The sequence below is a fragment of the Pseudomonas sp. CFII64 genome, from assembly GCF_000416235.1.
Taxonomy (GTDB): domain Bacteria; phylum Pseudomonadota; class Gammaproteobacteria; order Pseudomonadales; family Pseudomonadaceae; genus Aquipseudomonas.
Window position 1 is genome coordinate 168652 of the sequence record NZ_ATLO01000007.1, and the last position, 12722, is coordinate 181373.

Consider the following 12722-nt stretch of genomic DNA (forward strand, 5'->3'; position numbering starts at 1 on the left):
ATCCGAATTTCGTTGGAGCGAGGCTTGCCCGCGAATCGCCGTAGGAGCGACCGTGGGCGCGGACCGTAGGAGCGACCGTAGGAGCGACCGTAGGAGCGACTTTAGCCGCGAGATCCTAAATTCCCTCCCGGCTAAAGCCGGTCCTACAGCAAGCCTCGCTCCAACGGGCCATCTGGCAATCTGGCAATCTGGCGGAGCAATCACAATGCCCTTAGCAGTCCAGTTCACCAATGTCTCTCGGCAGTTTGGCGAGGTGAAGGCCGTTGACCGGGTTTCCATCGAAATCGAGGACGGTGAGTTCTTCTCCATGCTCGGGCCGTCCGGCTCGGGCAAGACCACGTGCCTGCGCTTGATCGCCGGATTCGAACAGCCCAGCGCCGGCTCGATCCGGATTCATGGCGAAGAAGCCGCTGGCCTGCCGCCATATCAGCGCGACGTGAACACGGTGTTTCAGGATTACGCGCTGTTTCCGCACATGAACGTGCGCGATAACGTCGCCTACGGACTGAAGGTCAAGGGCGTGGGCAAGGCCGAACGTTACGCCCGCGCCGACGAAGCGCTGGCGATGGTCGCTCTTGACGGCTATGGCCAGCGCAAGCCGGTGCAATTGTCCGGCGGTCAGCGCCAGCGGGTTGCCCTGGCCAGGGCGTTGGTCAATCGTCCTCGGGTGCTGCTGCTCGACGAACCGCTGGGCGCGCTGGACCTCAAGTTGCGCGAACAAATGCAGGGCGAACTGAAGAAGCTGCAACGTCAGTTGGGCATCACCTTCATCTTCGTCACCCATGACCAGACCGAAGCACTGTCCATGTCCGACCGGGTCGCGGTGTTCAATAAAGGCCGCATCGAGCAGGTCGACACCCCGCGTAATCTGTACATGAAGCCCGCCACGATCTTCGTCGCCGAGTTCGTCGGCACCTCGAATGTCGTGCGTGGCGATCTGGCCCGCCAGCTGAGCGGCAATGCCCAGCCTTTTTCCATTCGCCCGGAACATATCCGCTTCGCCGCCGGGCCATTGGCCAGCGATGAAATGGAAGTCACCGGCCTGCTGCACGACATTCAATATCAGGGCAGTTCGACGCGCTACGAACTGGCCCTCGACAGCGGCCAGTTACTGAGCATCAGCCAGGCCAATACCCAATGGCTGGACAATGCCGGACAGCACGCGCCCGGCCAGCGCATGACGGTGCGTTGGGCGAAACAAGCCATGGTTGCCTTGCAGGATGCACCCGCCAGCGAAGCATCAGGATCATTGACATGAACCCGATTGCGTCGCGACCGAACCACTCAGTACTGCGACGCTTTTGCGATCTGTTGTATACGCGGCCGAACCTGTATCTGGCGCTGTTGCTGATCCCGCCATTGCTCTGGTTTGGCGCGGTGTATTTCGGCTCGCTGCTCAGCCTGATCTGGCAGGGTTTCTATACGTTCGACGACTTCACCATGGCGGTCACTCCAGAGCTGACCCTGGCCAACTTCGCTGCGCTATTGCAGCCAGCCAACTTCGACGTGATCAAGCGTACGCTGACGATGGCGGTCGCGGTTTCCATCGCCAGTGGCGTGATCGCCTTCCCGATCGCCTATTACATGGCGCGCTACACCACCGGCAAGATCAAGGCGTTTTTCTACATCGCCGTCATGCTGCCGATGTGGGCCAGTTATATCGTCAAGGCCTACGCCTGGACCTTGCTGCTGGCCAAAGGCGGCGTCGCCCAATGGTTTGTCCAGCATTTGGGGCTGGAGCCGGCGTTGCAGTTCATCCTCGGCATTCCGGGCGTTGGCGGCAGCACGTTATCGACGTCATACCTGGGGCGCTTTCTGGTATTCGTTTATATCTGGCTGCCGTTCATGATTCTGCCCATTCAGGCCTCGCTGGAGCGACTGCCGCCGTCACTGCTGCAAGCGTCGGCGGACCTCGGCGCCAGGCCGCGCCAGACCTTTATGCAGGTGATTCTGCCGCTGTCGATTCCTGGGATCGCCGCCGGATCGATCTTCACCTTTTCCCTGACCCTGGGCGATTTCATCGTGCCGCAGTTGATCGGCCCGCCGGGCTATTTCATCGGCAGCATGGTCTATGCCCAGCAAGGCGCGATTGGCAATATGCCCATGGCGGCGGCGTTTACCCTGGTGCCGATTGTGCTGATCGCGATTTACCTGGCCATCGTCAAACGTCTGGGGGCTTTCGATGCGCTCTAGTCCCGTACCGCAAGGAGATAAAGCCTCGCTCGGCTTGCGCATCGCCGCCTGGGGCGGCCTGGTATTTCTGCATTTCCCGATCGTGATCATCTTCATGTACGCCTTCAATACCCAGGACGCGGCCTTCAGCTTTCCGCCCCAGGGTTTCACCTTGAAGTGGTTCAGCGTGGCATTCGCCAGGCCTGATGTGCTGGAGGCGATCAAGCTTTCCCTGGAGATTGCCTGTGTAGCGACGCTGATCGCCATGGTGCTCGGCACCCTGGCGTCGGCCGCGTTGTATCGGCGGGACTTTTTCGGCAAGGATGCGATTTCCCTGATGCTGATCCTGCCCATCGCCCTGCCCGGCATCATCACCGGCCTGGCGCTGCTGGCGGCGTTCAAGACCCTGGGCATCGAGCCCGGCATGTTCACGATCATTGTCGGCCACGCCACATTTTGCGTGGTCATCGTCTATAACAATGTCATCGCCCGCTTGCGTCGTACGTCCCACAGCCTTATCGAAGCCTCGATGGATCTGGGCGCCGACGGCTGGCAGACCTTTCGCTACATCATCCTGCCCAATCTTGGCTCGGCGCTGCTGGCCGGGGGCATGCTGGCGTTTGCCCTGTCGTTCGACGAAATAATCGTCACCACGTTTACGGCAGGTCATGAACGCACCCTGCCGATCTGGCTGCTCAACCAGCTCAGCCGCCCACGGGACGTGCCAGTCACCAACGTGGTGGCGATGCTGGTCATGCTGGTCACCATGTTGCCGATTCTCGGCGCGTATTACCTGACGCGCGGTGGCGAAAGCGTGGCGGGCAGCGGCGGTAAATAAACCTGAAGGCTTGATCGAGGAGAACAACATGCAAACCAGACTGCTGATCAACGGCCAGCTCGTGGCGGGTGAAGGTCCGAGCCAGGCAGTATTCAACCCCGCGCTGGGCCGGGTGTTGGTGGAACTCAAGGAAGCCAGCGAGGCGCAGGTGGATGCCGCCGTGCGCGCCGCCGACATCGCCTTTGAAAGCTGGTCGCAAACCCCGCCCAAGGACCGCGCCCTGTTGCTGCTGAAACTCGCCGACGCCATTGAAGCCCACGGCGAGGAGCTGGCGAAGCTGGAATCGGACAACTGCGGCAAACCCTACAGCGCGGCCTTGAACGACGAGATCCCGGCGATTGCCGATGTGTTCCGTTTCTTTGCTGGTGCCAGTCGCTGCATGGGCGGTTCGGCCGCCGGCGAATACTTGCCGGGGCACACGTCGATGATCCGCCGCGATCCGATTGGCGTGATCGCCTCGATTGCGCCGTGGAACTACCCGCTGATGATGGTCGCCTGGAAAATCGCCCCGGCGCTGGCCGCAGGCAATACAGTAGTGCTCAAACCGTCCGAACAGACGCCGCTGACTGCCTTGCGGCTGGTGGAGCTGGCGATGGATATCTTCCCCGCTGGCGTCCTGAACCTGGTGTTCGGGCGCGGTTCGACGGTTGGCAATGCGCTGATCACCCACGCCAAAGTGCGCATGGTGTCGCTGACCGGCTCGATTGCCACCGGTTCACACATCATTTCCAGCACCGCTGGCACGGTCAAACGCCTGCACATGGAGCTGGGCGGCAAGGCCCCAGTGATCATCTTCGATGACGCCGACATCGACGCCGCCGTCGAGGGGATTCGCACTTTCGGCTTCTATAACGCCGGTCAGGACTGCACCGCTGCCTGCCGGATCTACGCGCAGCAAGGCATCTACGACAAGTTCGTCGAGAAGCTGGGCGAAGCCGTCAGCAGCATCAAATACGGCCTGCAGAACGATCCACAAACCGAACTCGGCCCGCTGATCAGTGCCCAGCATCGCGACCGCGTCGCCGGTTTCGTCGAGCGCGCCCTCGCCCAGTCCCACACGCGGTTGATTACCGGCGGCAAAGCCGTGGAAGGCAACGGTTTCTTCTTCGAACCCACGGTCATCGCCGACGCCCAGCAGGACGACGAGATCGTGCGCCGTGAAGTGTTCGGCCCGGTGGTTTCGGTGACGAAATTCGAGGAAGAAGCGCAAGTGCTGGCCTGGGCCAATGAATCCGACTATGGCCTGGCCTCATCCGTCTGGACCCAGGACATCGGCCGCGCCCACCGCCTGGCCGCACGCCTGCAATACGGCTGCACCTGGGTCAACACCCACTTCATGCTGGTCAGCGAAATGCCCCACGGCGGACAAAAACTGTCCGGCTATGGCAAGGATCTGTCGATGTATGGGTTGGAGGACTACACCACGGTGCGGCATGTGATGTTCAAGCATTGAGGGGAGATATCGCGCAGCAATCACCGCTCCGTTGGAGTCGGGATAAATCCCGCAGAATCCCTGTAGGTACTCTGTTGCCGGGTGCTGGAGTCGCAAGCATATCCGGCAGCGGCGGTGAAGCATACATTCAGCTGCCCAGAATTTGCGGTGAGGCAGGCAGAAAATACCGCCTGAGAATCCGCAACGCGGATTTGCTTTTGTTTTTCCGTGCCGCGATCTGGCAGACACCGACAATCGAGCGAAGGAACCGCCGCGAAGCGGGGGCCGGACGTCAGCGAAAATGGTTTTGGTTACTTTTGTCGAAACAAAAGTGACCCCGCCGTCAGGACGGAACCGACATCAGCCGCACCGCGAATGCTGTGGGTGCCACACGACTCAACATGCGGGTGGGTCGTCGCCCGGACGAAGCGTACTAGCACATACAAGGAACGAATTTGCCCGCGAAGCAACGTACCAGGCCCTGAATCTCTGGCGGATGTCCCGGCCCTTCGCGAACAAGTTCGCTCCTACAGGGAGTTGCGCCGCCTCAGAAACTCAACGCCGGTGCTATCAATCCCGCAAATCAGACTCATGAATCGGCTGATCGCGATGGGTCGCGCGTTGATATTGTGCGGGCCAGGTTGCCAGACGGCCGCCCAGGTCGTCATCGGCGTGCAACGGCCAGTACGGATCGCGCAGCAGTTCGCGGGCCAGCAGGATGATGTCGGCCTGACCGGTGCGCAAGATGTGCTCGGCCTGGGCGGGTTCGGTGATCATGCCCACCGTGCCAGTGGCCATGCCCGACTCCTTGCGCACGCGTTCGGCGAAACGGGTCTGATAGCCGGGGCCGACCGGGATTTCCGCGTTGGCCGACGTGCCGCCGGAGGAAACATCGATCAAGTCCACGCCCAGATCCTTGAGACGGCGCGCGAGTTCGACCGTTTCATCGGGATTCCAGCCGTCTTCGACCCAATCGGTAGCCGACACGCGTACGAACAATGGCAGCTCTTCGGGCCAGATCGCGCGTACCGCTTTGGTAACTTCCAGGGTCAGGCGAATGCGATTCTCGAAAGAACCCCCGTATTGATCCTGACGCTGATTGCTCAGTGGCGAAAGGAACTGGTGCAGTAGATAACCATGGGCAGCATGCACTTCCACGACCTTGAAGCCGGCAGTCAGCGCACGCTTGGCGGCATCGACGAACGCTTGAATGACTTCCTGGATTTGCGCTTCGCTGAGCTGCACCGGCGCCGTGTGTTTTGGATCAAAGGCAATCGGCGACGGACCCCAAGGCGTCCAGCCGCCCTCTTCGGCCTTGATGCTGCCGGATTTTCCGAGCCATGGCCGCCAGGTGCTGGCCTTGCGCCCGGCATGAGCCAGCTGAATGCCGGCGACTGCGCCTTGGGCGGTAATGAAGCGGGTAATGCGTTGCAGCGGTTCGATCTGCTCGTCGTTCCACAGCCCGAGATCTTCGGGGGTGATCCTGCCGTCTTTGGTGACCGCCGTGGCTTCAGTAAAAATCAGGCCGGCGCCGCCGACTGCGCGGCTGCCGAGATGCACCAGGTGCCAGTCGTTGGCCAGACCATCCACCGATGAGTACTGGCACATCGGCGATACGGCAATGCGATTGAGCAGGGTCAGCTGGCGCAAGGTGTAGGGTTCTAGCAACAGGCTCATGGGGACCTCTCAGGCTGAATAATGTCGTTTTGGCTGGCTGTAAAACCGTACCAAGAGAGTAGTCGACAATCCTTTGCAACCGAGGGTTCCTGCCGATCGCTAGCGCGGCGCGATGTGGGCCACCATCAGTTGCACCGTTTCATTGCCGCGAAACTCGTTCAGGTCCAGCTTGTAAGCCAGCTCGACCCAGCGGATGTTCGGGTTGGGCCAAATGTCACGATCCACGCCAAACGCGATGGCATCGAGCTTGAGCGTGCCGCACTCGCTTTTGAGCACCATTTTCAGATGCCGCTCCCCCACGACCCGCTGCTCCACCAGCTGGAACACGCCATGAAACAGCGGCTCTGGAAAGTGTTGTCCCCAAGGGCCGGCATTGCGCAAGGCGCGGGCCAGTTCCAGGTGGAATTCTTCGACCGCCAAGGCTCCGTCGGACAGCAAGCGCCCGGTCAGATCGTCTTCATTGAGCTGACGCCGCACCTCGACATCGAACGCCTCGGCGAACGCTGGGAAATTGGCCTCAGGCAAGGACAGACCCGCCGCCATGGCATGCCCGCCGAACTTGCTGATCAGCTCGGGATGCCGTGCCGCGACCGCATCCAGCGCGTCACGAATATGAAAACCCGGCACCGAGCGCGCCGAGCCTTTGAGCACGCCATCGCCCGCACTGGCGAAGGCAATGGTTGGCCGGTGATAACGCTCCTTGAGGCGTGAAGCAAGAATACCGATCACGCCCTGATGCCAATCCGGCTCGAACAGACACAGACCGAACGGCATGGATTCCAGCGGCAGATCCTTGAGCTGGGCCAAGGCTTCGCGTTGCATGCCTTGCTCGATGGATTTGCGATCCTGATTGAGCTCATCCAGCTGGCCGGCCATTTCCCGGGCCAGGGTTTCGTCTTCGCAGAGCAGGCATTCGATGCCCAGACTCATGTCATCCAGACGCCCCGCCGCATTGAGGCGCGGGCCGATGATGAAGCCCAGATCCGTAGAGGTGATGCGCGACGCTTCGCGGCGGGCAACTTCGAGAATGGCTTTGAGTCCAGGGCGCGCACGCCCGGCGCGAATACGCATCAGGCCCTGATGGACGAGGATGCGGTTGTTGGCATCCAGTGGCACGACGTCGGCAACGCTGCCCAATGCGACCAGATCGAGCAATTCGCCCAGATTCGGTTGCGTACGTTGATTGGCCTCGAACCAGCCGTTTTCCCGCAGCCGCGCGCGCAAGGCCATCAACACATAAAAAATCACCCCGACACCGGCCAGCGCCTTGCTCGGAAAGCTACAGCCCGGCTGGTTGGGATTGACGATGGCGTCAGCGGCGGGAAGCTCATGGCCTGGCAAGTGGTGATCGGTAACCAACACCTGCAAGCCGGCGGCCTTGGCGGCTGCCACGCCTTCAACGCTGGAAATACCGTTATCCACCGTCATCAGCAATTGCGGCTGGCGCTGCAAGGCGACGGCGACGATTTCCGGGGTCAGGCCGTAGCCATATTCAAAGCGATTGGGCACCAGATAATCCACATGGGCCGCGCCCAGCAGACGCAAACCCAGCACGCCGACGGTACTTGCCGTGGCGCCGTCTGCGTCGAAGTCACCGACGATCAGAATGCGCTGGCGCTCGTTGAGCGCTGTCACCAGCAGATCCACTGCCGCATCAATGCCCTTGAGCTGCTGATACGGGATCAGCCGCGCCAGACTCTTGTCGAGTTCGGCCTCCGACAACACCCCCCGCGAGGCGTACAGCCGGGTAAGCAATGGCGGCAAATCGCCGAGAAAAGGCAGGGTTTCCGGCAACAGACGAGGTTCGATGCGCATGCGGTTTTCGCTGGTTCTCTGTGGTTATCGATCTAAAGCGTAGAGCCTGCCAATCAGTCGCGTTCGCCCGTAAGCCATTGCAACTGGACTTCATGCTGACCACGATCATCGGTCACGAAAATCGTGCCTTCGCTGATCATGACGTCCCACTTGATAACGCGGGGCATGTCCTTGGCCAGGACTTCCAGAATCTCTTGCGGCACTGAAGCGATATTGACGTTCTTCAGGTTCTTGACTGCCGGGATGACCTTGCCTTCCCAGACGCGCAGACTGCCGTAAGCCAGCAGGCTGGTGCGTTCCGTACGACGCGAACACCAGGTCAGGCGATCAGCGTCAGGCTGGCCGACTTCAATCCAGTGCAGGACGCGGTCGTCCAGGCTTTTTTCCCAAAGTGCGGGCTCGTCGACTTCCGACAACCCACGACCAAACGACAGGTGCTCGTTGTACCAGAAGGCATAGGCAAGCAGGCGCACAGTCATGCGTTCTTCGGTTTCCGAAGGGTGACGGGCGATGGTCTGTTTGACACTCTCGTAAACCCCACGATCCAGGTCGGTGAGGTTCAGTTCGAATTTGTAGGTCGTGGACGGCTGGGCCATGAACGGGCTTCTAGATGCGGGGAAAGGCGGCAAGTCTACCCGATGCAGCCCCGTTGAACGACCAAAGCCGGCCGATCACCTGACCGCGAGTATCGATGAACCCCTGTGGCGAACCTGTAATGCGGCGAATCACCGGAAATCCACGCCACTGTCATGCACATTGGTTCAATTGGCGCACATTGGTTTCAAGGCTTTGATATTCAATCAAAAAAAACGATATCCTCGACGGCATTGCGGGCATTGTTGCTGAATATGTCTGTTTCAGACGCTGATCACACCCGCTTCTTTCTTTGCATCCTATACTCAGCCATCTCTCGGGGACGACATTCGCGAATGCCTTATTGCAGCGCACTGCCCGCCAGGTCCTGCATGGCTTCTTTATTGGCCTTGCTGACGCTGTGTGCCTTGCCCTCCAGCAGCCAGGGGAAAGAAACGTTGATCTGGCTGTTGCGCGACATGCCGCCGGTGACCATTTTCTCCGGACCGCAACAGGGTCAAGGCGCTATCGACAGGCTGATGCCGCTGCTGATCGCCCGAATGCCTGAGTACGATCACTTGCTGATGCACGTGAATCGCGCCAGAGGGATGCAGATGCTTCTCGACAGGTCGTCGTTTACCTGCGATCCGATGCTGCTCTGGACTGCCGAGCGTGCGAAAAACCTGCTGTTTTCGATCCCGACCTATGCCGTACGCAGCAATGGCCTGGTGGTGCGTCACGACGATATGGCCAGCTTCGCGCCGTTTATATCCGATAACCAGATCGATCTGGCGGCGTTGCTCAAGAGCCGCACGATCAAGCTCGGCGTGGTTGCCGAACGCAGCTACGGGCCGGTCATCGACCGGATCCTGCGGGACACTCCAGCAAATGAACTCAATCTGCATTACGGCAACGATGCCATCGGCAGCCTGCTGCAAATGGAGCGCCTGGGCCGCTTGCAAGCCTTGATCAGCTATTGGCCTGAAGCGCTTTATCAGGCCCGCCAACAAGGCATTGTCGAGGAGGAGCTGATATTCCTGCCGGTCAAGGGCACGCCCAAATATCAATTCACCCATGTCGGTTGCTCGGACTCCCCCCAAGGCCAGCAGGCCATGGAGATCATCAATCGCGAGATGCGGGTGCTGCGCAAAACCAGCCTGATCGGGCTGTACGCGCAATGGCTGCCTAACGGCCAGCGGGAAGAGTATCTGCAGGATGCCAAGGCATTCTTTGAGGATGAATTGCGGTAACTGGCGGCCGGCGGCAGGAATATACCGACCCGGAAAAAAAGAAACCCCGAGCAGCGGGGAGACTACTCGGGGTAAACCGTGGTCCATCGGGACCAGTACGGCAGGCATCAATCACCGGAGCACAATGTTGAACCTGCCGTAATTAATCAGAGCGTACTGCCACCATAAGGTTCCCGGACTGCTCAAACAAAAACGGGAGACGAGATAAACGGGCGACTCAACGCCGCATGACGCATTGCGGCGATCACAGAAGGTTCTATTCGCCCTTCGGCAACCATCAGATCACGGCGCAAACCGTCGACCACATCCGTCAACTGGCGCTTGTCGCCCAGTTGCGCTGCGCTGAAAACACGCTTGATCACCACCGCTCCAGCCGCATCCTTGAGCGAGACCAAACGCTCACCCTGAGGTCCGGCCGGCCCAAGGTGGGCTTGGTAAGGGGCCAGAGCCTGACTTAGCAGTAAGCTGATATTTTCCATCTAGATCACCACTCAACAGTTTGAATGCAAAGGTGCTTATCAATGACCATCGGCGTCATCAGAAAGTTCTTATTGCTTGACCAGAGGGTGCAACTCACCGAGCACTCGAGCATGCCAGCGCAATGTGACAGAGAAAAAACCAGTCCGGTATTCCATGTGACGGCACAATCCGACGCTCTGCCCCTGTGGGAGAGGACTTGTCCTCGATGGCTGTCATTTCAGCACTGCAGGTGAGTCAGGCGGATCAGAGGCGTCTGGGCTGGCTATTGAGGACAAGTCCTCTCCCACAAAAGCCCTCTCTCGCACCGCAAGGCATTCCGGCCATAGAACCTGCTACGGATTTAGTGAGCAGCCTGGCCGCCGCAAACAAACTGTAGGAAATTTCACGGAGAATCACGACCTATTCCTACGCAGATTCCTCCTGCCATGGCGCCGCAGCCTGTCGAATCCTGGTATCTAATGCCGCCAGGGACCGCGCAAGCCGCTGCTCATGGGGATGCGCCCCGATACGTAATTCAAATGGAATGAACATTGTGAGCGCTTACGCCGAGAAATCCCTGCGCATCATCCTGGCCGACGACCATCCGATATTTCTCATCGGTTTGCGGGTGGTGCTGGAACAGAACAATGGCGCGAAAGTCATCGCCCAGGCCAGCAACCCGGACGAGCTGCTGGAAATCCTGCGGCGGGTTGAAGCTGATGTGCTGGTGACGGACTTCATGATGCCCGACGAACATCACAACGATGGCTTGCGGCTGTTGCACAGGATTCGCCGAGACTTTCCGGAACTGCCCATTATCGTGGTCACCATGCTCAACAATGCCGCATTGTTTCGAGCGATTCTGGAGTTGAAAATCCAGGGACTGTTAAGCAAGGCCAGCGTTGCCGGCGAACTGCCAGCCGCCATCGCCAGTGTGCGACGCAAACATCTCTATATTGCTGACTCGGTGCGTCAGATCATGCTGGACGCTGCTGATCATGACCTGAACGGGACTGTAAAACCGCTGTCATCCCGGGAAATCGAAGTCATCAGGCTGCTTGCGACCGGCATGACAATCGGAGAGATTGCCGTTCAGCTCAATCGCAGCAAGCAAACCGTGAGTGCGCAAAAAATCAATGCAATGCGCAAACTGGGGCTGGCAAGCGAGGCCGCGTTGTTCATCTACCTGCAGGAGAATGGTCTTGGCTGATAGTGGTTAGCCAGGTCTGACGGGCCTGCTGGCTCCTGCGCTCGGCAATCCACGGCATTACATCGTGTACCAACAAGGGTCGGGATATGAAATACCCTTGCAGCGATGCACCGTCCAGCGCCATCACCGAGTAGAAATCGTCAACAGACTCAACCCCTTCAAATACCACGTCCAGCGACATTTGCCGGGCGATCAGCATTGCTCCGGCAACCACGGCACCTTTGCGCGAGTCCTCTGCCATATCACGCACGAATTCAGCGGGCAGCTTGAGCTCGGTGAAAGGCAGCTGCAGCAACCGTTCAAGGTTCGACGCGCCGGTCCCGAAATCATCGATGGACAGCTTGCAGCCCTGCATGCGCAAGCGCAGCAGACCTTCTACTTGCCAGGTCGCAGGTTCGGGAGCCGCCTGCTCGACGATTTCCAGGGTCAGGATCTGCGCGGGTAATCCGAAATGCACCAGCCGGGCGAGCACCTGCTCGGCAAAATCGGGCTGTTCCAGTATTTGCGGGGTGATGTTGACCGCCACCGGCAGCGCCTCGCCCTGCTCGCACAGCATATCGGCAGACAGTTTCAGCGCCAGACCGAGCACGCGCCAGGTCAACGGCACCATCAATCCCGCGCCATCCAGGGCCGGGATGAAGCAGTCGGGGGTTAGCAGTCCATATTCCGGATGCTGCCAGCGCACCAAAGCTTCCACACCGAGTACTTCACCAGACAGGCTGACCTTGGGTTGATAACAGGCGACCCATTGCTCGGACAACACCGACACATCGATTGGCCCATCCTGTGCCGCCGGGTACAGTTCCTCGAAGCTCAAGGCGGAACGTGGGCTCGGCAAGGGTTCGTCGCAAGCATCCGGCAACACATCGTACGCTTCCAGCAATTCGCCGATAGCGACTGTAGACGCCGGTTTTTGCAGGCAGCCCAGCACCGTGATGCCCTGTTGCCGAGCCAGCTGCGCAACGCTTTCCTGAACGCTGGACTCGGTGCTGCTGAGGATGATCACGGCGCGCGCCTGACCGCTCAACGCCAGATGACGGATCAGCTCCAGACCATCAGGCCCTTCCATCATCAGATCGCAAATGGCGATGTCCACCCCGCCGCGTTTGTCCAATGACTGCCGCGCCTGAGCCACGCTGGGGGCAGTCAGCACATCGAAAATCTGATTGGCGTTGAGCATTTGATGCAACGCCATCAGCTGGAAAGGGTTGTCTTCGAGTATCAATACGGTAAGTGAACGCACGATCGGTTTCCTGACTCCAGGCCGCCTGGCCGAATGCCTTGTACTTTAACCAG

Annotated in this window: 11 protein-coding genes; 6 read left to right on the forward strand and 5 right to left on the reverse strand. The window is 59.7% G+C overall.

Annotated features, from left to right (window positions below; all coding sequences use genetic code 11):
- The first annotated feature begins 205 nt into the window (after positions 1-205).
- Genes CFII64_RS04245 through CFII64_RS04260 form a run of 4 tightly spaced genes read left to right on the forward strand, consistent with a single transcriptional unit; the run spans position 206 to position 4463 of the window.
- Positions 206-1258 carry an ABC transporter ATP-binding protein gene (locus CFII64_RS04245; protein WP_020289527.1) on the forward strand — a complete coding sequence of 351 codons (1053 nt, stop codon included), beginning with the start codon at positions 206-208 and terminating at the stop codon, positions 1256-1258.
- Positions 1255-2193, forward strand: coding sequence for an ABC transporter permease (locus CFII64_RS04250; protein ID WP_020289528.1), 939 nt, complete (start codon positions 1255-1257; stop codon positions 2191-2193). The genes CFII64_RS04245 and CFII64_RS04250 overlap by 4 nt, the downstream gene beginning before the upstream one ends.
- Entirely contained in the window at positions 2183-3010 is an 828-nt protein-coding gene (locus CFII64_RS04255) for an ABC transporter permease (protein WP_044901150.1), read from the forward strand. Before CFII64_RS04250 ends, CFII64_RS04255 begins: the two co-directional genes overlap by 11 nt.
- Positions 3011-3038: 28 nt before the next feature.
- On the forward strand, positions 3039-4463 hold the full coding sequence (locus CFII64_RS04260; RefSeq protein ID WP_020289530.1) for a gamma-aminobutyraldehyde dehydrogenase: 1425 nt from the start codon (positions 3039-3041) through the stop codon (positions 4461-4463).
- Positions 4464-5012: 549 nt separating this feature from the next.
- Here the strand turns inward: CFII64_RS04260 and CFII64_RS04265 are convergent.
- The 3 genes from CFII64_RS04265 to CFII64_RS04275 form a co-directional block, all read right to left on the reverse strand.
- Positions 5013-6119: an NADH:flavin oxidoreductase/NADH oxidase gene (locus CFII64_RS04265; protein ID WP_020289531.1), complete on the reverse strand. Its 1107-nt coding sequence runs from the start codon at positions 6117-6119 to the stop codon at positions 5013-5015.
- Positions 6120-6218: 99 nt separating this feature from the next.
- Positions 6219-7934, reverse strand: coding sequence for a single-stranded-DNA-specific exonuclease RecJ (recJ, locus tag CFII64_RS04270; protein WP_020289532.1), 1716 nt, complete (start codon positions 7932-7934; stop codon positions 6219-6221).
- Positions 7935-7987: 53 nt separating this feature from the next.
- Complete coding sequence (locus CFII64_RS04275; RefSeq protein ID WP_020289533.1) at positions 7988-8530, reverse strand: YaeQ family protein; 543 nt, start codon at positions 8528-8530, stop codon at positions 7988-7990.
- A gap of 381 nt (positions 8531-8911) precedes the next feature.
- Here CFII64_RS04275 and CFII64_RS04280 point away from each other — a divergent pair, with 381 nt between their 5' ends.
- The gene (locus CFII64_RS04280) at positions 8912-9757 is read left to right on the forward strand and encodes a TIGR02285 family protein (RefSeq protein ID WP_177325395.1); all 846 of its coding nucleotides are present in this window, start codon (positions 8912-8914) and stop codon (positions 9755-9757) included.
- Positions 9758-9939: 182 nt separating this feature from the next.
- On the opposite strand, the gene CFII64_RS04285 is transcribed toward CFII64_RS04280, so the two are convergent.
- On the reverse strand, positions 9940-10236 hold the full coding sequence (locus tag CFII64_RS04285) for a DUF3509 domain-containing protein (RefSeq protein ID WP_020289536.1): 297 nt from the start codon (positions 10234-10236) through the stop codon (positions 9940-9942).
- Positions 10237-10769: 533 nt separating this feature from the next.
- Here CFII64_RS04285 and CFII64_RS04290 point away from each other — a divergent pair.
- Positions 10770-11426, forward strand: coding sequence for a response regulator (locus CFII64_RS04290; RefSeq protein WP_020289537.1), 657 nt, complete (start codon positions 10770-10772; stop codon positions 11424-11426).
- Here the strand turns inward: CFII64_RS04290 and CFII64_RS04295 are convergent.
- Positions 11395-12669 carry an EAL domain-containing protein gene (locus CFII64_RS04295; RefSeq protein ID WP_020289538.1) on the reverse strand — a complete coding sequence of 425 codons (1275 nt, stop codon included), beginning with the start codon at positions 12667-12669 and terminating at the stop codon, positions 11395-11397. The genes CFII64_RS04290 and CFII64_RS04295 overlap by 32 nt on opposite strands.
- Positions 12670-12722: the final 53 nt, after the last annotated feature.